This is a genomic window from Streptomyces sp. NPDC021093 (assembly GCF_044333135.1).
Classification (GTDB): Bacteria; Actinomycetota; Actinomycetes; order Streptomycetales; family Streptomycetaceae; genus Streptomyces.
Genome location: NZ_JBIRQJ010000001.1, coordinates 883,431 through 902,754 on the forward strand (window position 1 = coordinate 883,431; position 19,324 = coordinate 902,754).

The following is a 19,324-nucleotide window of genomic DNA, read 5'->3' on the forward strand; positions in this document are numbered from 1 at the left end:
ACCCGCACCCGCACCCGCACCCGCACCCGGAGCCTTGGCCCCGCCTCCGCCGGACGAGGCGCGTGCGGGAGGATGAAGCCATGCTGGCCCACGTCCACCGCGTGACGAAGTACGATCCCGCCGATCGTGACGAGCACGGGCACTACACCGGTCCGGAGGACACCGACAGCGACCACGGCGAGGTCGAGGCGGCGTACCTCCGGGCGGTCGCAGCGTTCGCTGCGGAAACCGGCGTCGATCACCTGGCCGTCCGTGAGCCGGGGGTCCCTTCCCTCGCGCACTTCGGGGCCGAACCTCCGGTGGACGGATACGGGCTTCACGGACTCTTCCCGCCCGCTCCCGACGCCGCAGCAGGCCCGAGTCTTCCGCCCGGCTTCCACGACGGGGCGCTGGTACCGCTCCACACCGGACTCGAACTGGTCAGGGGCATGCTTCGCGACAACGGAGCATGGTGCCGACTGGAGGTCGAGGACGTGTTTGCGGTGCACGTGGGCTGGGACCAGTACCTCTACATCGGCAGCGACCACCCCTGTGAGGAGGCCCTCGCCGGGACCCGTGCGCTCGGGCTGTTCCCCGAGCGCCTGACCTCTTCTCCGTACGACTTCGACCCGGAAGCGGAGGGAGCGGGCTGTCCGCGGCCGGGGGACGACGCCTTCTGGGACGACCTGGGTGCGGCCGTTGCCTCAGGCCGCGCCGGGGTCCTGGAGGAGATGTTCGTCGACGGTGCGACCCGCTGGCACCGCCTCACCGTCGACACCCTCGGTCCGGTTCGTGCAGGCCTTGCTCCGCGTGCGCGCCTGGCCGTGCGGCCGCCTTTGTCGTCCGACATCGACGCGGTTCTCGCGTCCTTCCCCGCAGACGGCCTCGTTGAGGGGGTCTGGCAGGACAAGGACGGCCGTCTCCACAGCACCGTCTGCGACGAGGACGAGTTCCGCGAACTGGCCTCCCGGATGTCCGAGGCCTCCGCCGCCGTCCTCATCTCCGGGTACGAGGGCGAGGACCTGCCGCTGTACACGGCTGTCATGCCTGACAACGACGGGGTGGTACGGGCGCGTTGGCGGCCCGCACCCGCAGCGGCCGACCAGGGCAGGCAGACGATGAGCCAGCCGCATTGATCATGCTGCCGACACCTCAGGCGGCCTGACGGCGCCCCGGGCCGGGCGCTTCGCCCGGCGGCGGTCCGCCGACCGGGCCGACCGGGCCGACGGACTCACGCCCAGCCGGTCGCGAGGTTGCCGCTGCTCTCACGGAGCGGTGCAGACCACCTCGACGATCAGTGTGCGTGGGGCGCTGTCCGCGTTCGTGGCGCGGAGGTCCCACCCGGTCGCCGTGGGGCTCGACGCGTTGTGGAGGACGTTGGAGTGGCCGAGTCCACCGCCCGCGGTCGGCACTTGGCCGCTCGGGCACTCGGCATGGGCCGTTCCCACTCCCCCCGCCGGCAGCGTGATGGAGTGGGAGGCCCTGGAGTGCGGTCGCGAGGAACACCGGGCGAACGCGTTCACACCCGAGTGGATGCTGCCCTGGTTCTTGGCCCGCGCCGACCAGTAGCTGCCGCCCGAGAACGACCTGCTGAGGTAGTTCCGTGGCGCGGCGATGGCCCCTCCACCGGCCGCCACCTGTCCCGCCGGGCACACCGCGTCGCTGATCGCCTCGTCGCCGCTCGCGGCAGGACCGATCTGGTGCGTGAGGGTCGGATCCGTCGTGCAGATCACCAGAGGGGTCACCGTGCGCGGCTCATCGCTCTGGTTGTCGACGACGACGTCATAGCCGGACCCTCCGGGGGTCGCCTCTCGGATGAAGACCCCGTTGTTGGGGTTGATCCTGAGGCCGCCTCCGGTGGATGCCTGCCCCTGCGGGCACAGCACCCTGGGCAGAGTCCTCTCCTCCTTCGCCCGCAAGGTCACGGTCGGGCCTTCCACCCGTCCGATCGTGGCCGCCACGACCGCGGGCCGGGTGACAGCGGGCTCCTTGGCGGTACCTGTCGCCGCGCCGCTGCCGCCCGCCACCTCTGCGGCGATGACCTCTCCCGAGGCCAGGACTTCGGCACTCGTGCCCGGAACCGCCGCTGCGGGGGCTGCCAGCGCGCAGGCCAGAGCCAACGCGACCCCGGCAGCAGCTTGACCCGTCGCCCACCCGCCCGGCATGCACCCGCAGGCCGATCGCAGGGAACGGCGCCCTTCTCCCTTGCTCTTACGTCTCATTCACCCATTCCTTCGTCCACCAGTTCCCCGTGCGGAACCGTGCACCAGGAGCGTGAACCCGTCCGCCACTCACGGGTGGAGACGTGAGCCGAATGCCCTGATTCTTCATCACATCCGGGCACGGGAGCGGGCCGACTGGCGGCACCGCCGCCAGGTCCTCTTCCGCGACCCCCGCTCCTGGAGGGGGCGGTTCGAGGCGTTCACGGACCCGCACGATCCCGCCGTGAACACCCGGAGCGGGGGATTCCGCAGTAGTAGGGCGTGGCGAACGTGTCCTTGCAGGCCAGGTCAAGGACCGAATTCGGGTCATGGCATCGCGCAAGCGAGCGGGTGCGCCGAAATCATCCCGGCCACACGGCACTTGCCCCTCAGTGAAGCCCCTCGCCACAGGCGGAACAGAGAGGTCAACCACCAGGGACAATGGCCCCACCAGTTCACCGCCGCATCGCCCGTCGAGAATTGGATCCAGTACTCGTGGCTGAATATCGAATCACACATCAAGAATTCAAGACAATGCAGCCGGAAAGCGAAATCGACTACTCCGGTAAGGAGATCTCTGACTGGAAATGTTCGTTACGGATCTCTTGATCCGCTCCTAAGGTGTGTGCTGAAAGTGAATCATCACCAACGCCACCATGGGGAGGGCCAATGACAGTGAAACCGGTGATCGAAGAGGGTCGGTATTTCCTCAAGTGCAATGGCTATCCGGATCGGGTCGCTGACCTGAGCGAGGGCAACGTGCAGCCCAACACCCCTGTTGTCGGGTGGGAATGGAGCAAGGCCGACAACCAGATCTGGGTACTCACGTCCGTCAACAACTTCAATCTGTACTACCTCCAGAGCGCATCGGGCGATGCCTACTTGGGGACGTCCGTCGTGCCGACGAGGTGGCCGAGGGTCACGGTTCAAGAGCACCCTCAGACCTGGGCGATCGACCCCGCCGGGCCGGGTACGCACCAGGTCACCCTGCTCTTCACCGACCTTCGCGTCTCCCTCCCGAGTGAACAGGCAGGAACCCAGCTGGTCCTGCAGGACGACCCTGCTCCGCTGCCGCACCAGTGCTGGCGATTCGAGCGCGTCTCCTGACAGCGCGTCAACCGACCCTGCACGGAAACTGACGGCGGGCACGGTCACGGCTCCGACACCATTCGGCAATTGCCGAATGGCGAACGAGCCGTGCACGTCGCGCCTTTCAGTAAAGGGGCCCGGTCCGCACACCTTTCGAGGGTGTGCGGGCGGGGCCTCGTGCGCTTCCGGAAGCAGTCGCTTCTTCCCGCTCGCTCGCCCCGCTTTCTCGTCCCGCATTCGAGCGCGCCGATGCCGGACGGTCGGCCACTACTGGCGGCAGTGGCCGATCGAGGGCCGCTGGGAAGAGGACCTGGCCTCGCTGCGGACCAGGGAACGTGCAGGCAAGGGGCATGACCCACGCCGGGTGCGCGTATCGGTCGAGGGGTCCATTCAGGTGGTCGGGAGCGGGACGTCGTACTGAGGGTACGTGTCCTGGCGAAATGCGTCGGTGGATTCGGGATAAAGGGCGGAGTGGTCCGCCGATCTTGACGGCGGACCACTCCGATCACATCCCCAGGAGGCGTTCTTGCTGCCCCGAACGAATCGACCAGAGCCGAGACCCGAGCCGAGAGGGCGAGTCCGTCGTGCCGGTGCTCTCGGTGTGACGCTGCCTCTGCTGGCTTCCAGCTTCATGTTGTCGGCGGTTCCGTTCGCGCAGGCGGCAGGGAAGGCGCCGGGGGACGGCACGGTCACGGTGCACGTGGTGCGGGAGGTCAACGCCAACGGCCTGTGGGACCGGGTGCTGGAGCCCGGCATGGCCGGGGTGGAGGTGCGGCTGACCGACGATGCCGGGCAGACGATCACCGGCACGACCGGTGCGGACGGCAATGTCACGCTCGATCCGGCGAGCAGCCCGCTGACCGGCGGGAAGTACCGGGTCCAGGTGATGAACCCCAAGCCGGGCGTGCTCTTCTCCGCGTTCGCCTCCCGCGAGGGCCGGCTGAGCACGAACACGGACTCCCTCTCCAGCACCGAGGAGTTCGTCGACGTCAACGGCGGCAACAAGGCCGAGGTCACCACGGCGTTCTGGAACCCGGCCGACTACTGCCAGAAGAACGCCGACCTGGTCACCGCCTGCATCGGCAAGGACTCCACCGACGGGCCGGAGCCGGACTCCCGCCGCACCCTGGTGTCCTTCCCGTACAACGCCCGGGGCAACGACAACCAGACGACGAACCTGGCGACCAAGGGCGAGACCGGTGCGCTGTACGGCATCGGCTACAGCAAGCAGAAGAAGTGGATCTTCTCGGGGGCGATGGCCCGCCGGGCCGCCAAGTACGGTCCCGGCGGACCGGGCGCGATCTACCTGACCGACCGCGCCAACGGCGACGCCCTGTCGCAGTTCACGACGGTCCCCGACGTAGGGTCCACGGACCATGCCATGGCCACCAACATGGACCTGCCGTTCAGCCCGGTGGTGACCAAGGAGTCACTCGGTGACGTCGAGGTGTCCGAGGACGGCAAGGACCTCTACGTCGTCAACCTCAACGACAAGAAGCTCTACCGCTACGACGCCACCCAGAAGACCGCGGCGGCGCCGAAGGCCTCGTACGACATCCCCGACCCGGGCTGTACCTCGGAGGACGACTGGCGTCCGTTCGGGCTGGGCGTGCAGGACGGCACGGTGTACGTGGGCGGTGTCTGCTCGGCGGAGTCGACGCAGGACAAGGCCGACATGCGGGCCGTGGTGCAGACGTTCGACCCGGACGCGGGCAGCTTCACCGACGTGATCATGAACGAGAAGCTGGACTACCCGCGCGGTCAGACCGACACCATCGGCGGCAACTGCAAGGGCGCGGCCTGGTACCCGTGGGCGGACGGCTGGCGCGACCAGCAGGACGGGCGTACCTGCGGGGCGCGCTACGCCTACCCGCAGCCGGTCCTCGCCGACATCGTCGTCGACACCGACGGCGAACTGATCCTGGGCTTCCGCGACCGGCACTCGGACCAGACGGGCTACGGCCTGCGGAACAAGCCGGGCGGCCCCACGGTCGACGTCTCGTCCGGCGGCGACCTGAACCGCGCGTGCAAGGACGCAAGCGGCAAGTTCGTCCTGGACGGCAACGGCGGCTGCACCAACAACGGCACCAGCCGGAACAACGGCGGACAGCCGGCCGACGTGCTGGAGTACTACCCGGGCGAGTGGCGCACCCCCTACCACCTGGAGTCGGCGTTCGCGGGCATCGCGCTCTCCAAGGTCGAGAACACCATCGCCTCCTCGGGCATCGACGTCATCGACACCACGTACAACAGCGGCACGATGCACGTGAACCGCGACGGCACCAAGCCCCCGAACGGCACCCAGTCCGGCAATCAGCTCACCACCACCTTCGGCAAGGGCGGCTCGATGGCCGACCTTGAGGTGCTCTGCGACGAGGCGCCGATCCAGATCGGCAACCGCGTCTGGTACGACATCGACAAGGACGGCGTCCAGGACCCGGGCGAGAAGCCGGTCCCGGGTGCGACGGTCAACCTGTACGACAAGGACGGCAACCTCGTCGCGACGACGAAGACCACCAGCCGCGGCGAGTACTACTTCGACAGCATCGACGACGGTCTGAAGTTCGAGACGCAGTACACGATCAAGATCGACAACCCGGCGGACTACGCGGAGGGCGGTCCCCTCTACAACTGGACCGTCACGAGGAACGACGCCGGTACCAACGACTTCATCGACAGTGACGGCAAGGTCCCGGCGGGCGGCAAGTTCCCCGAGCACACCATCACCACCGGCACCGCCGGCCAGGACAACCACACGTACGACTTCGGCTACAACCTGCCCGAGCCGGACATCGACATCGAGAAGAAGGACGAGGCGACCGACTCCGACGCCGACACCGAGGCGGAGAAGGTCATTCTTCCGGACACGCTCCAGAAGACCCTCTACATGGACATCACCAACAACGGCAAGGAGCCGTTGATCAAGGTGGAGGTCGGTGACGTCGTCACCAAGGGCGGCGCCAAGGTCACGGACCTCAAGTGCGACTGGCCGGACGGCACGTCCAGCTCCGACCCGACGGGCACCAAGGTCCGTTGGGACAACACCTTCGCCACCCCGCCCGACAAGCCCAAGTCCCGCTTCGCGGTCGGCGCCACCTACAAGTGCACCGCGCTGCTGACCGGCACCAAGGTCGAGGAACTGCACGCCGACATGTCCCGCGTCGACGGCGAGGGCGAGATCTCCGGCAAGCACGTCGAGGACGAGGACCCCTGGCACGGCGAGCCCATCGCGGGCGGCGTCAAGGTGATCAAGGTCGACGCCAAGACGAAGAAGCCCCTCGCCGGAGCGGTCTTCCAACTGTGGCGCGAGACCAACGGCACCGACGGCCTGCAGCGTGACGGCGACGCCCCCGACACCGAGGTCAACCAGCCCGTCACCACCGGCACCGACGGCGTCGCAGCCGCGGGTTCGCTGGAGCCGGGCACGTACTACTGGGAAGAGACCAAGGCGCCCGAGGACTACACCGCGCCCAGGCCCCCGGTCTTCGGCCCCCTCGTGGTGAACAGGGACAACGCCACCACGGGTGTCAGCATCACGGCGGTGAACCACAAGCCGGACATCGACATCGAGAAGACGGACCAGGAAACCGGTTCCGACGCCGACACCGAAGGGGACAAGGTCGTCCTCCCGGACACCCGGGACAAGACCCTGGTCCTCAACATCACCAACAACGGCACCGAGCCGCTGATCAAGGTCGCGGTCGGTGACGTCGTCACCAAGGGCACCGCCAAGGTCCGTGACCTGCGCTGCAACTGGCCCGACGGCACCTCCAGCTTCGACCCGACGGGCACCAGGGTGCGTTGGGACAACACCTTCGCCACCCCGCCCGCCAAGCCGAAGTCCCGCTTCGCGGTCGGTGCCACCTACAAGTGCACCGCCCGTCTGACCGGCCTGGTCGCCACCCAGATCCACGGCGACAGGTCCGTCGTGGACGGTGAGGGCGAGTTCTCCGGCAAGCCCGTCAGGGACGAGGACCCCTGGCACGGCATCCCGCCGAAGCTCAAGCTGCTGAAGAAGGACGCCAAGACCGGCAAGCCGCTCCAGGGCGCCGTCTTCCAGCTGTGGCGCGAGTCCAACGGCACCCCGGGCCTCCAGCGCACCGGTGCCCGCGCGGACAAGAAGATCGGCCCGGCCTGCGCCACCAACGCGGCCGGCGCGTGCGAGTACGAGGCAGGACTGGGCTCGTACTACCTCCAGGAGACCGCAGTCCCGGACGGCTACCTCATGCCCGCCCGGACGGTCTTCGGCCCGTACAAGGTCACCAAGAACACCAAGGTCCTCTCGGTGACGCTCACCAACAAGCCCGGTGAGGAGACCAAGAAGAAGAAGTAGCTCGATCGGTTTCTCCCCGGCAGGACAGAGGCGGCCTCCCCATCACCCGGATGGGGAGGCCGCCCGGCGCGGTGGTGGGCGAGGAAGGCGTCGCGCAACGCGGGCGTAGAGGGGCGTGCCGTCGGGTCGTGCGGCACTCGGTCAGCCCACTTCGAAGGCCGCGCGCAGGGTGCTGCGATGGGTGCGCACATAGCGGATGTCCGCCTCGTACAGGTCGGCGTGGCCTTCGGCGATGTGTCGCTGGAACGCCTCGTTGCCCTGCGCGGCCTGGCTGCGCATGAAGTCGATGAGGGCGTGCAGCCGCTCGGGGAGGACATCGATGACCTCGGCGCCCACGCCCGGCCCGTACGCCCGGCAGAATGCGGCGACCCGACGTCCCTGTTCCCGCGGTGTGCCGAAGCTCTCCGGGTTGTCCGGCCCCTGCAATGGCGCGAACCGGTACACGGCGTAAGCGACGTCCCAGACGCGTGGACCGGGATGCGCCGCGTCGAAGTCGATGAAACCCACCACCGCGCCGTTGTTCACCACGCAGTTGTACTGGGCGGCGTCACCGTGGCACATGACCTCGGCCGGCTCTCTGACCGGAAACAACCAGGCGTCCTCGGGGCGCGGCCGGAAGGTGACGCTCGCGTCGTGCAGGCGCCGTAGGAGTGTGGCTGCGGAGGTGAGGAGTTCGGGCGTACGCAGGTCCGGCGTGAGCGCATCGGGCACATCGCCGGCGAGGAAGGTGAGCAGTTCGTTGCCGTCGGCGTCGAAGCCGCGCGGCATCGGTGCGCCGTGGAACCCCTGGTCGCGGAGGTGCCGCAGCAGCCGGTGGATCGCCGGAGTTGCTGGGGACGTCGGCCGGTGGACGATGTCGCCGCGGCGGCGCACGATGTTCACGCCGCCGCGGAATTCCTGCCATTCAGTCATTCGCAGCTCGCTTTCCGAGGACCGGGGGCCGGGAGCCCGTCGGACTGTACGCCGGGCGGAGTCCGGTCCGCGCCGGAGATCCCGCAGGCCCAGCACCTGAGAATCGCACCCCCACTGCCCCTGGGCCGACGCCATTACTGACGCCCTGGCCAGGCTCGAAACCCTTCCGCCCCCGATGATCAGACGCCTCCCGTCTCTGCGAGCAGCCCCACCTCGACTGGAGCCTTGAAACCTGGCTCCACCCGACGCGACAGCCGGGCCGTCACGAAAGTCGAGGCCAGGGCTCATGTCCGCCTGGAGAAGGCGCAGTTGAGGCAGAAGATCCGGCGCACGGACACGGTGGGCGGCGACGTCGTCGGCTGCACGGTGCCTGTGCGCGCCCGGCCGCGCTCGCGGTCCGGGTGCCGGACGGGACCGTCGTACTGTCTCGCCGGATCATCGCCCCGGGCATTTCGTCACCTGTCTTCCGCGGCCCGTCGATCCCGGGCCTGGCTCAATGAGTGCTTTCACGCAACAGCGCTGAGAGGGAGACGTGACGGTGAGGCGGCCTCCGTTACCGGCAGGAGTGAGTGCGCTGACAATTCGTTCGGGCGGGGCGGACGAACCACTCTCGGCCGCCGCGCGGAGCGCAGGGCATCGGACGACCGGATTCCTGCGCGCCAAGGGGCAGCTGAAGGACGAGGGATACGTTCGCGAGTGGCGAGGGCAGCGGGAGCGAGGCCGAAGGAGCGCTGGACGGCGCAGCACTGTCGGCCGGTGTGGAGGCTCTGCCGGGGCCCTGGTGTGCGGGGTGGCGGCCGGGCAGGCTAGTTTGCTCGGGTGAGTCTCCTTGATGATGTGGCTGAGCGTGACAACTGGTTGTGCTGGGTGTGCGACGAACCGGTCGACCCCGACGAGTCGGTGAACGACCCGCGCGGGCCCAGCGTCGACAGCCGGACCGCCGACCGGAAGGCCAAGGTCGCCGAACGGCTCGCGCACCGCGGGTGCAACACCCGCAAGGGCGCGGTCAAGGTGGTCATCGCCTGGCCCGAGCGTCTGTACGTGGTCGAACCCGCGTCGCTGATCACCGTTGCGGGGAGGCTGGAGCGCAAGGGGGGCCGCGAGATGGTGGGCCGTTGCCCGACCAGGCGGGACGCCCAGGAAGCGGCGGATTGGCTGGTGGACCGGTTCTCCCGTCTGGTACCGGGGCTGCCGGTGACTGCCGATATCCAGGCGGGCGGCGGCCAGTTCCTCGTCATCCTGGCCACCGGCCGCCGCTGACCGGGGTTCACCGGCGCACGCGCGCGCGGAGCGGAACCGTCGCCCTGTCCTGGCGTGATCAGGGCGGACACCGAGTTGCGCGGTCACTGGTGTTGAGGGCCGGGACGTACGGGGACAGCACCCCATTGCTTCGAAGAACGAACAGCCCGGGAATGCTGTTCCAGCCGAAGACATGGGCGTTGTCGACACGCTTCGCGCGAAGCAGCGCGATCAGCGCGGCATGGTTCTCCGACGAGGTCTCCGACGAGGCGAACACCCCGGAGACACCGGGGTGCAAGTGGGCAGTCGACCTCTCCTGTCCCGCCGACGAACCCGCGGCTGATCGTGCAGAGACGCGCTCACTTACTCCTCAACCGTCCGTTGCCGTCCCAGCGAGGCGTTTCGACAGCGAACCCAGCCGTTGCGGCTTCCCGGCCGGTGAACCTAGTCGTGTGAGGTGAGCGCTGGGGGGGGGGGGGGCTGGACGGCTGTCCCTGCCGGAGTGGATCTTGCCTGCCCAGGCCAGCACATGCCGACGGCCGTCGTCGACAGGCAGATGTCGCATAGGCTGACCGGCTGTGACTGGCGATGACCACCAAGGGATCCACAGCGGGCTCCGCCCGAGGCAAGCAGTTCGGTGCCGAGTAACAGGGCATCGAGGACGCTTCGGCGTGGAAGTCTCTGTGATCGATCCCGCCATCGACGTCCTGGCCTTCATCGACTTCGTGAACCTCACCGACGGCCCGGAACACCCGCTCCCCAAGGACTTCCCAGCGGTCGGCAGCACGCTCGACGCAGTCGTCGTCGACTTCATGCCCGGGGGCGAACTGCGGCTATCAGCACGCACGTCCCAAGGCCCTTGCCAACGAACATAGTCCGCCCTGGTCGGCGGATCGCCGTCGACTGTCTTCGCTGACAAAGGACACCAGCACACCGCGAAACGACCCCCGCTCAGCCCCCCACAGCGAGGCGCGCGTGCGCCAAGTGCTCTGGAACCATCGAGGAATGAACGCGCGTCTGCGTCTTCAGGCACCCCGAGAAGCGGAGGTGCCTATGGCGAATGGCTGAAGGGGCGAACGTTGCCACCCTGGCTAATCACTCTCATTCTGGCCGCCGGTGTGGCGGCCCTGCAGACGTGGATGAGGGCATCCTCGCGGGAACAGGTCCCCGGCGGGCCCAAGATCCCCCTCACCCTCGACGACGCGGCGTTCTGGATCGACTGGGTCGTCACGGCGATGGTGGCGATGTTCCTTGCCCAGCTTGGGAGTTCACTGAAAGGTGATCCGATCAGTGCCCCCTTGGTCTGCGTGTCGTCGGCCGTGTTGTTTCTCGGCGGTGGCGTGTTTCCCTGGTGTGTGAAGCAGCTCTGCTACGACGGTACGGGCAGGTTCAAGAGCTGGGTCCATGTCGCAATGGCTGACCTCGTTGGTCTCGCGATCCTTTTCGCATGTGTCGTGGTGGGGGTGAAGGCGTATGGCGCGTAAGACACAGAGGCCTCCTGAGCGGTCCCGGCTGGCCGTGGCCCTCTCGTCGACCGTCGTGATCTTGATCTTGGCGGGGGCGACCGTCATGGTCCTCCTCGCGGGGGGAGGGAACCTCGGCGAGATTCTGCCCATGATCACTGTTGCCGTGTCCGGGCTTACCGCACTGATCACCCTTCGCAACCGCGACAGGCATTAGTACGGCAGCAGTGGATCGACCGTGCTGTGCCGCACTTCGCGGGACGGGGGGTGTCCCAAAGGACATCGCGTGGGCGACGGCGCACGGGTACCTGCAAATTCGCGACCGCGCCGAAGCTGTACGCGTACGCGCTCCTCGTGCCGAACACCATGGCGCGGGTCATCACGTGATCGGCGGAGCGCGACCTCGCGTGCATGGCTCGGGCGCGAGGGGTGAGGGGCGAGGGGTGAGGGGTGAGGGGTGAGGGGTGAGGGGGCGTCGAGTATGTCGATGAAGAGCGGCATCGGCTGCGACTACGGGTAGTTGGTCGCGCGGGTGGCGGGAGCGGTTGTCGCTGTCAGCTGCGGGTGCGGAAGGCTGGGGCGATGGCAGATCACTGGATCGCGGTTGTTGGCAGCAGTCCCGGCGTCGGAAAGACGACCCTCTGTGGTGCGTTGGCCGAGTGGCTCGGCCGGACGGGGGCCGTAGTTGATCACTTCGAGGAGGCGGACATCCTCACGCGTACCGCCTTCCGCGCTGTGTCCGAGGAGTTCGGCGGAGGAACAGGCAGTGTCCGGCCCGGCACGCTGGTCGCAGCCACCCGGTCGTATGTCGAGCAGGCACGGGCTGACGGTGTGGACGTGCTGGTGACGGATGCGCTGATCCCCTTCATTCCTTCGCTGGTGGCCTGGGGACATGACGAGAAGGCGATTGCGCAGGTCGTGCAGGATGTGGCGGATGCCGTGGCGCCGACACAGGTCAGCGTCGTCTTCCTTCGGGACGACCCGGAAACCGCCCTGCGGCGAGCGATTGAGCGCGAAGGTCCGCAGTGGGCCGACTGGTATGTCGACAAGCTCCGACGTTCGTCGGGGACGAGCTCCGTCAGCGACCTGCGCTCCGCTGTCGATCACCTGCGCCGGGAGAGCGAACTGACCCTGCGCGTGCTGGCGTTGACGGGATGGAACGTGGTGGTCGTGGAGGTGGGTGAGCGTGACGCTGCGCAGACAGAGCTTCACGTCCGGGAACGGTTGCAGGGGCGGCTCGGCGTCGGCGTGCGCTGAGGTCCGTCCGTGGGCGATGGGCGATCGTCTCCAGGAGGTGGGTCAGGGAGGGGGATGCAGTTGTCGGTGATCCTGGGCCCCAGAGCTTGTTGCGAAATTGCTGGTCACAGCCGTTCGTTGACGGTTGCGACCAGCACGCTCGCGTGACGGCGGGACCGTGAGCCGCCCCGTAATGCCGTGCAGTCGGACCGGACGACGGGAGACACTGGCGCGGTGAATCAGCTTCAGGAGATCGCACGACTGACCGGTGGCGTGCTGGGCGGGGATCTCATCGGCGCCTACCTGCACGGATCTTCCGTGCTCGGAGGTCTCAGACCAGCCAGCGACGTGGACGTACTGCTCGTCTCCCGGAGGTCGATGGGCGAGCGTGAACGGCGGGCGCTTCTCGGCGGCCTGCTCGGAATTTCCGGCTCCGGGGACATGGCCCGCCCGGTCGAGCTCACCGTGGTCGTCCAGTCCGAGGTTCAGCCATGGCGATACCCTCCGACCTGCGATTTCCTGTACGGCGAGTGGCTGCGCGCCGAGTACGAGGCCGGGAAGGTCCCCCGGCCGGAGCCGTTGCCCGATCTGGCCCTGTTGATCACCATGGCGCTGACCGGCGACCGCCCCCTCGCTGGTCCGCCGCCGACGCAGGTCTTCGACCCCGTCCCGCGCTCCGACCTGGTCCGGGCAAGCGTGGCGGGCATCCCCGACCTGCTCGACGACCTGGACGGCGACACCCGCAACGTCCTGCTGACCTTCGCACGCATCTGGACCACGCTCGCCACCGGCCGGATCAGGCCGAAGGACGTTGCCGCCGACTGGGCCCTCGCCCAGCTCCCTCCCGAACACCGCCCCGTGCTCGAACACGCCAGGCAGCTCTATCTCAACTGCCGCTACTCCGAGGAAAGCTGGAGCGAGACGCTGCAGACACAGGTCCGTCCGCATGTGGACCGCGTGCTCGCCGAGATCGACGGGTTGAGCACCCGGAGCCGGCTGACATAGGAGCCGCTGCCGTGCCGAGGTGCGGCGCTCAGCGGTCGGCTTCGGAAGTCTCTCAGGGGATTACGTGCGGTCAGGTCGCGTGGGTGGCGGGTGGCGGGTGGCAACGTGGTGCAGGCCTCACGTGCAGCCCCGTGTGTGCTCGGGGGAACCGTCGCAGCCGGCGGTAGGCGAGACGGGTGGTTCCGGTTTTTCCTGGACGAGCGGGCGAACACTCTGCATGATCAACGGGTGACCACCCCAGAGACCGTCGTCGAATGCCAGCTCGCCGCCTACAACAGCCATGACCTCGAAGCCTTCGCGGCGACGTACGCCCCCGACGTCTGCGTCAACCGCCGCGGCGGCGACCGCCTGATCGGGCGCGACGCCGTGCGGGAGGCGTACGCCGACATGTTCGCCAAGGGCCGCTGCCGGGCCGAGATCGTCGGCCGACTCACCGAGGGCGACTGGGTGGTGGACCACGAGATTGCCCACGGCATCATGGACGACCCGCTCCGTGTGCTGGTCGCCTACCGGGTCCGCGACGGCCTGATCGACCACGTCGACTTCCTCGGCTGACTGTCGAAGGCCATGCCGAGCCCGCTGACGGTCGTGACTGCCAAGGCAGTCGGCCGTCACCCGCACCTAGCACGTCGCCCGGTACGGCAGATCCGGCAGGTACGTCTTCCAGTCCGCCTCGGTCAGGCCGCCCCCGGCACGTTCGCAGCTCTGTTCGGCGAGCCGGTCCGGGGCCAGGGCGTACTTCTGCAGGGGCATGTGCGCGCTGGATGCGTACAGTGCGCCGCCGTCCGCGCTGAAGGTGAGGGCGAGGAGGGGGCCGCCCGGGGTGAGCAGGGCGGAGCCGAGGGGCCGGTTGGACGGGACGTCCCAGAGCTGGACGGTGCCGGAGGCCCCGCCGACCGCGAGGGTGCGGTCGTCGGCCGAGTAGGCGAGGGCACTGATCCTGTGGCCGACGTCACCGCCCTCGTACGCGGTGAGGTGTGTGCCGGACAGCTGACCGAGCCGGTTGTCGGCCGTTCCGTCCCAGAGCGCGACGCGCCCCGAGGCGTCGCCCACGGCCAGTCGGTCGCCGTCCGGGCTGAAGGCCAACGCCATGGCCAGGTCGTCGGCGAGCGCGCGCTGGCCAACCCGCCCGGTGGAGAGGTCGGCGATCACGCCGTCCAGGGCCACGGCGGTGTCCGCGTCCGGGCTCAGCACCGGCCGCTGCCCCTGCAGCCCGAAACTTCCGCTCTTGGAGGCCACTTCCTGGCCAGGCGCGCGGTTGTCGTGGTGCAGCTTCTTGAGACGTCTGCCGGAGCGCACGTCCCACACATCGACGGCGTCACCCAGGGCGGTCCGGAACGCCACCATGACGCTGCCGTCGTGGCTGAGCGCGATGCTCTGGACCGCCTCCGCGTTGCCGCCGGGCAGATCGACGACAGCGTGCTCGCGCCCGGCCTCGACATCCCAGACGGTGACCCGCTGCCGCGTCGGCGAGTCGGGCCTCGAATCGTTCCAGCCCCGTCCGTAGGCGAAGTACCTGCTGTCCCCGCTGAACGCCATGAGGTCGACGCAGAGCGCAGGCTCGTCCGTCGGCATGTCGTCCGGTGGCGACTCCGGATCCGGGCAGGGCTTCTCCGGCGGCTCGTGGCGGATGCGACCGGTACGGGTGTCCAGCAGCCGGAATCCCGCCTCCGGGCTCCCCGAGTACCGGAGGACGGCCAGGGTCCTGCCGTCCGGAGCCGCGTATGCCTCGTCAATGCGGTGTTTCGGCCAGTGTGCAGTGGCCACCGGGCCCAGGTTCAGCGAACGGACCACCGTCGTGGCTGCGTTGAGGTAACGCGCCACGCGCGTGTCCGGGTCGATCTCGAACTCGGTGGTCTCGGTGGACGCCTCGGGGGGCAGCGGCTGCTGGAAGACCGGGGCGGCGGGGTCCGACAGGCGCCACAGCAGGAGCCCGCGGAGGCCGGTGGCGGCGAGGAACCGGCCGTCCGCGCTGAACCGGAGCCCGACCGGCTCATGCTCCTCGATCTTCGTGAACTCCTTGCCGGAGAGGACGTCCACCCGGCGGATGCCGGACTCGGTCAGGAACGCCAGGGTCCGGTTGTCCGGGCCGAAGGCGAACCCGGGCCTGTCCATGTTGCACTTGTGCGGGCTCACCCCGGCGGGCCAGGGCAGGGGGGACTTCCGTCGGCCGGTGACGTCCCAGATCTCCAGCGGCCGCCGGTTCGTGCACAGCGCCAGCCACCGGTCGTCCGTACTCAGCGCTGTCCGCACGGCTTCGCCGGTCTTCAGCGGGACACGCAGCAGGGCGCGGCGGGCCCGCAGGTCCCACACCTGCACGGCCCTCGGTCCTTCGCCCTCCACGGCGTCCCCGGGATCCATGACGAGGGTGCGCCCGCTGGGGCCGAACAGGGCGGTGTCCGACGGTCCGGTGGGAAGCGTGTCCGTGACCCGCCCGGCTCGGACGTCCCACAGCGCGACCCCGTCGTACGTCGCCACCGCCAGCCGGCGGCCGTCCGACCGGACCGCCACCGTGCCCGAGTCGTTCAGATTCCCCAGCCCAGGAGCCGCATGCGTACGGCGATGGGTGCGCATGTCCCATGTCGAGATCCGGTCCGGCGCGACCGACACCAGGGTCCGGCCGCCCGCGACGAGATGCCGCCCGCTGGTGGAACTGGTACCCAGGGAAACGCTCTCGGCGCCGGGCACCGCGAACGTGTCCTCCTCCCGCTGCGTCACCGCCCCCAGCAGCGCCGACCGCGTCTCCGTCGTCTGAGCCAACCGCCACGCCGCCACGCTCAGCCGCATCGACCGCACCGGATCGGAGTACCGCATGCGCTCGGCGACCGCCGCGATCCGCCGCGCTTCGGACTCCGCGTGCCGCCGGTCGCTCGTCCGTCCCTGCTGCCAGGCAACGGCCCCGGCGACGAGGGACAGGACGACCAGGAGGCCGAGGGCGCCGATCAGTCCGCGCCTCCGGCGCCGCCCACCGGCGCGGGCGGCGCGGCTCGTGACCAGGAAGGAACGTTCCAGCGCAGTGAGGGCGGCCGTACGCTCGGGCGGGGCGAACAGTTCGTCGGCCCGGTCGAGCCGGACTCCCCGGTACACCGCCCCGGGGTCACGCCCCAGGTCGGCCCACGCCCGGGCCGCCTCCGTCAACTGCCGGTGGGCACGCAGCCACTCGCGATCCTCCTCGATCCACTGCCGTAAGCGAGGCCACGAGGAGATCAGGGACTCGTGGGCAAGGTCGACCCTGTCGTCGTCCAGAGTGATCAGACGGGCAGCGGCAAGATGGCCCAGGACGCGGGAAACACCGTCCGAGTCGCTGAGATCCAATTCCGCGCGGGGGACGGGACGCCGGGTGTCCGGCGTCCCGTCCCCCGGGGTGATCAGGCGCAGCAGGATCCGCCGAACGAGCCGACACTGGTCGGGGGTCAGCCGCGCGTACAGGTCCTCGGCGGTCTGGGCGATGGCCGCGTGGATCCCGCCGGTTGCCTCGTACGCCTCAAGGGTCAGCATGCGGCCTCTGCGGCGGCGCCACGTCTCCAACAGGGCGTGCGAGAGCAGCGGCAGGCTGCCCGGCTCTCCTGCCGCCTGCTCGGTCAACCGGGCGGTCAGGGCGCGTTCCACGATCAGTCCGTGTGCCTGGGCCGGTTTGACGATCACCGAGCGCAGCGCGTCAGCGCCCATGGGCCCCACCGGCACGGTGGACTCTCGCACGACTGTGGCCAGTCCGGGATGGGCCAGGCAGTGGGCGTAGAAGTCGGCGCGTACGCCGAGCACGACGCGCAGCCGGCTTTCGGGCTCGGCGGCAGCGAGCAGGCGGGCGACGAAGGCGGCTCGCTCGCCGGTGTCGCGGCAGAGGGTGAAGACCTCCTCGAACTGGTCCACGACCAGCCAGGTGTCCTGCTCGCCCGGGGCCGGTACACACACGGTGTCGTGGGTGCGCAGCGGATGCTCGCCCGGGGTGAGGATCCGCACCGCCGCCGGCCGGTGCGGCCCCTCCAGGCTCCGCAGACGGGGAATCAGCCCCGCCCGCAGCAGGGACGACTTGCCGCTGCCCGACCGTCCGAAGACCGCGAACACACGGTGGTTCGTCGCCGTACGGACCAGCTCGTCGGTCACCTCGTCCCGGCCGAAGAAGAGCTTCGCATCGCCCACGTCGAACCGGGCCAGGCCACGGTAGGGGGAAGAAGAAGCGGTCTCGTCCGCCACGAGGTCGGCCGCCCGGGCCTGCTCCGTGACTGCCTCGCGCCAGCGCCGCTCCCACTCCTGCGCATCGCCGTCGCACGCCCGCACATAGGCCAAGGCCACCGGAAGGGAGGGCAGTTGCTCCCCGCCGGCCGCCCTCGACAGGGTGGAGACCGAGACCGTCACCTGCCTGGCCATCTGGCGATAGGTGATGCTGCCCGCTTCCTGGCGCAGCTTGCGCAACTCGAACGCGAACCGCTGAACCGGTCCCAGCCCTGGATCGAGGTCCGCCTCCGGACGCCCCATACGATTCCTCCCCCGAGCCGTCCCGCGCGGGCAGCAGCGGCGTCTCATCCCAACACGTGCTCCACCACGGTGAAAGGCGCCATCTCGCCAACCCGGGCTTGTGACCTGCTTTGTTTCATGTCCGGGACACGGCTTCGCAACAACCCCAGAGCCGGTGAACTCGTTCCAGGACGCCCCCGGCGCCGCGTGTTGTGCGGTACGAGCGGCAGGATGCGCGCCGCAGTGGGCGTCCGTGACGGATCAAGCAGATCACAGCGGAGAATTGAGGTCTCAGTGACATCGAAGCTGCAAACGGGGATCATCACCCTGGTGTCGAGCGCCGTCCTCGCGGGCGGCGGTGCCGCCTTCGCGGGACCCACGGCTCAGACGATGGAGCGCTCGGGTGTTCGGGCGGCAGCCGTTCCGGACCCCGGCGTGCCCAAGAAGATCGGCGGCGGCAAGTGCACGTACACCAAGTGGGGCGGCACCTTCCTGTGCAAGAGCGAGGTCAAGCACAAGCTCCCCAACAAGCACAATCAGGTGTTCGTCATCGGCACCAACAAGCAGGCGTACAGCCGCTGGTCGTCGCCGGGCGGCGGCGTGAGCCGGTGGACGTCCCTCCGCGGGCAGTGCATCAGGCCGGGCCAGCACTCCATCGACATGGCATGGGTCGGCAAGAACAAGTGGAACTTCGCCATCACCTGCATCGGTACCAACACAAAGCGCTACTACAACGAGCGTGCGGTCAGCGGCAAGTGGAGTGGCTGGCGCCTGAACAAGTACCGAGTGGCCGGCGCCTGAACAGGAGCAAGCACCGAGTGACTGGCGCCTGAAGAAGTACTGACGGAAAGGCGCACCGCGCAGAGTCGGGGCCGACCGCACGGGCGGTCGGCCCCGACGTATGCCGCCGTCGCGACCGGGGACGGTCCCGCAGGTGTCGTCCGCTGCCGAGCGGCTTGGGCGAGGTTCGGGCAGCCCTGGTACCCCGCCCGGCGCCAGGCCGGTACTCCGCCCGGCGCCAAGCCGGCTCGGCGCGGAGATGCGTCGCGAAGCAATAGGGTTTGGGTATGGAATCCGTACTGTTGTCCGCCACCCTTGTGCTCGTCGTCCTGATCTTCATGTCGTCCCCGTCGGGGAAGATCGTGAGTGCCGAGCGGCGCCTTGCCCGTCTGGAGCGGAAAGTGGATCTGCTGCTCGACCACCTCGGCGTGGAGGAGCCGCAGATACCCGGCATGGAGCGGGTGCACGAACTGACCCAGCAGGGCAAGAAGATCGAGGCCATCAAGGTGTATCGACAGCTCACCGGCGAAGGGCTCAAGGAGTCCAAGGACGCTGTGGAACGGATGGGATGACCAGCAGCGGGCGGCGGTGGGTCCTTCCCCGAACGCGTGGTCGCGGTGGGACCGGACCGC

At 69.0% G+C, this 19,324-nt stretch carries 15 protein-coding genes; 11 read left to right on the plus strand and 4 right to left on the minus strand.

What is annotated here, in order from left to right:
* The first annotated feature begins 80 nt into the window (after positions 1-80).
* On the plus strand, positions 81-1,115 hold the full coding sequence (locus ACH4SP_RS03975; protein ID WP_398408921.1) for an RNA-binding protein: 1,035 nt from the start codon (positions 81-83) through the stop codon (positions 1,113-1,115).
* A gap of 129 nt (positions 1,116-1,244) precedes the next feature.
* On the opposite strand, the gene ACH4SP_RS03980 is transcribed toward ACH4SP_RS03975, so the two are convergent.
* Positions 1,245-2,201: a hypothetical protein gene (locus tag ACH4SP_RS03980; RefSeq protein ID WP_398408923.1), complete on the minus strand. Its 957-nt coding sequence runs from the start codon at positions 2,199-2,201 to the stop codon at positions 1,245-1,247.
* A 648-nt stretch (positions 2,202-2,849) separates the two neighbouring features.
* Between ACH4SP_RS03980 and ACH4SP_RS03985 the strand changes: the two genes are divergently transcribed.
* Together ACH4SP_RS03985 and ACH4SP_RS03990 are read left to right on the plus strand one after the other, a co-directional pair.
* Complete coding sequence (locus ACH4SP_RS03985) at positions 2,850-3,287, plus strand: hypothetical protein (protein WP_398408925.1); 438 nt, start codon at positions 2,850-2,852, stop codon at positions 3,285-3,287.
* A gap of 583 nt (positions 3,288-3,870) precedes the next feature.
* The gene (locus ACH4SP_RS03990) at positions 3,871-7,602 is read left to right on the plus strand and encodes a SpaA isopeptide-forming pilin-related protein (protein WP_398408926.1); all 3,732 of its coding nucleotides are present in this window, start codon (positions 3,871-3,873) and stop codon (positions 7,600-7,602) included.
* A 141-nt stretch (positions 7,603-7,743) separates the two neighbouring features.
* Here the strand turns inward: ACH4SP_RS03990 and ACH4SP_RS03995 are convergent, their stop codons facing one another.
* Complete coding sequence (locus ACH4SP_RS03995; RefSeq protein ID WP_398408928.1) at positions 7,744-8,514, minus strand: phosphotransferase; 771 nt, start codon at positions 8,512-8,514, stop codon at positions 7,744-7,746.
* 819 nt (positions 8,515-9,333) lie between these two features.
* On the opposite strand from ACH4SP_RS03995, the gene ACH4SP_RS04000 reads away from it, so the two are divergent.
* A complete protein-coding gene (locus tag ACH4SP_RS04000; protein WP_398408930.1) occupies positions 9,334-9,774 on the plus strand; it encodes a hypothetical protein in 441 nt (146 codons plus the stop codon).
* Positions 9,775-9,832: 58 nt separating this feature from the next.
* Here the strand turns inward: ACH4SP_RS04000 and ACH4SP_RS04005 are convergent, their stop codons facing one another.
* The gene (locus ACH4SP_RS04005; RefSeq protein ID WP_398408931.1) at positions 9,833-10,051 is read right to left on the minus strand and encodes a hypothetical protein; all 219 of its coding nucleotides are present in this window, start codon (positions 10,049-10,051) and stop codon (positions 9,833-9,835) included.
* Between the two features lie 373 nt (positions 10,052-10,424).
* Here ACH4SP_RS04005 and ACH4SP_RS04010 point away from each other — a divergent pair, with 373 nt between their 5' ends.
* The 5 genes from ACH4SP_RS04010 to ACH4SP_RS04030 all read left to right on the plus strand — a co-directional run bounded on the left by ACH4SP_RS04010 (position 10,425) and on the right by ACH4SP_RS04030 (position 14,012).
* Positions 10,425-10,628, plus strand: a complete 204-nt coding sequence (locus ACH4SP_RS04010) for a hypothetical protein (RefSeq protein ID WP_398408933.1) — start codon at positions 10,425-10,427, stop codon at positions 10,626-10,628.
* Positions 10,629-10,871: 243 nt separating this feature from the next.
* Complete coding sequence (locus ACH4SP_RS04015) at positions 10,872-11,237, plus strand: hypothetical protein (RefSeq protein WP_398408935.1); 366 nt, start codon at positions 10,872-10,874, stop codon at positions 11,235-11,237.
* Between the two features lie 561 nt (positions 11,238-11,798).
* Entirely contained in the window at positions 11,799-12,473 is a 675-nt protein-coding gene (locus ACH4SP_RS04020) for an ATP-binding protein (RefSeq protein ID WP_398408937.1), read from the plus strand.
* A 213-nt stretch (positions 12,474-12,686) separates the two neighbouring features.
* On the plus strand, positions 12,687-13,457 hold the full coding sequence (locus ACH4SP_RS04025) for an aminoglycoside adenylyltransferase family protein (protein WP_398408939.1): 771 nt from the start codon (positions 12,687-12,689) through the stop codon (positions 13,455-13,457).
* A gap of 228 nt (positions 13,458-13,685) precedes the next feature.
* Positions 13,686-14,012 (plus strand): nuclear transport factor 2 family protein, encoded by a 327-nt coding sequence (locus ACH4SP_RS04030; RefSeq protein WP_398408941.1) that lies wholly within the window; start codon positions 13,686-13,688, stop codon positions 14,010-14,012.
* Between the two features lie 66 nt (positions 14,013-14,078).
* Here ACH4SP_RS04030 and ACH4SP_RS04035 read toward each other — a convergent pair whose 3' ends face one another.
* Entirely contained in the window at positions 14,079-17,933 is a 3,855-nt protein-coding gene (locus ACH4SP_RS04035; RefSeq protein WP_398408943.1) for a DNA-binding protein, read from the minus strand.
* Positions 17,934-18,206: 273 nt separating this feature from the next.
* Here ACH4SP_RS04035 and ACH4SP_RS04040 point away from each other — a divergent pair, with 273 nt between their 5' ends.
* Complete coding sequence (locus ACH4SP_RS04040) at positions 18,207-18,713, plus strand: hypothetical protein (protein WP_398408945.1); 507 nt, start codon at positions 18,207-18,209, stop codon at positions 18,711-18,713.
* Between the two features lie 266 nt (positions 18,714-18,979).
* On the plus strand, positions 18,980-19,264 hold the full coding sequence (locus ACH4SP_RS04045; protein WP_398408948.1) for a ribosomal protein L7/L12: 285 nt from the start codon (positions 18,980-18,982) through the stop codon (positions 19,262-19,264).
* The last annotated feature ends 60 nt before the right edge of the window (positions 19,265-19,324 follow it).